1 protein-coding gene is annotated in these 614 nt (G+C 32.7%); it reads left to right on the top strand.

Going from position 1 to position 614, the window contains the following annotated elements; all coding sequences use genetic code 11:
- A partial coding sequence (locus D7Y06_RS26765; protein ID WP_207667363.1) for a hypothetical protein occupies window positions 1-331 on the top strand: 331 nt, incomplete at its 5' end.
- Window positions 332-614: the final 283 nt, after the last annotated feature.

Here is a 614-nt window from a genome sequence, read left to right as displayed (position 1 = left end):
TGTCACGCAAAAAATGATTTTCGCTTTTTCACTCTCAAAAAATGCAAATCCACTTTCGCATTTACAAGTCCAATTTGAAAGTGCATTAGCAACTCATCCACTTTGTTACAATCTCATTTCAAACTCATTTGAAAGTCCTTTAGCAAATCTCATTCCTGCATCACACATCTATCTCTTTGAAGCAAAATGCTTTCCACTCCAACGCTTAATCGTTCCCGGACAACTCACTTTTACTAATCAAAATCATAAAATATCGCTTTTCCTTCCTCATAAAATTCTAATTTTAAGCTCCACTAAATTGTCTGCAACACCGCTTAGTTACTGGATTTGACACTCTAATAAGAAGAAAATTTCTTTCCAACTTTTCATGATACACTTAGAAAGAATCAACTACTTCATAGTAAAAAAATAGACCTCCAAAAGACTGATAATAATACTCAATCTTTCAAAGGTCTGTTCTCTTTGATTCTATATTTTTTACTGATTCCTTTCGCTTTCTGTTGCCTGTCACTGTTTTTTGTTTAATCTATTGATTGTTCCGCTATCTTTTGATTAGCGAAAAATACATTGCATTTTTTTGTAGCCAAAAGCGAAAATGATATTGTAGCATGACA

It is taken from the genome of Roseburia sp. 1XD42-69 (genome assembly GCF_003612565.1).
In the GTDB taxonomy this organism is placed as follows: Bacteria; Bacillota; Clostridia; order Lachnospirales; family Lachnospiraceae; genus Roseburia_B.
The sequence above is the reverse complement of the archived record's forward strand: the minus strand, read 5'-3'. Positions and strand labels throughout refer to the sequence as shown.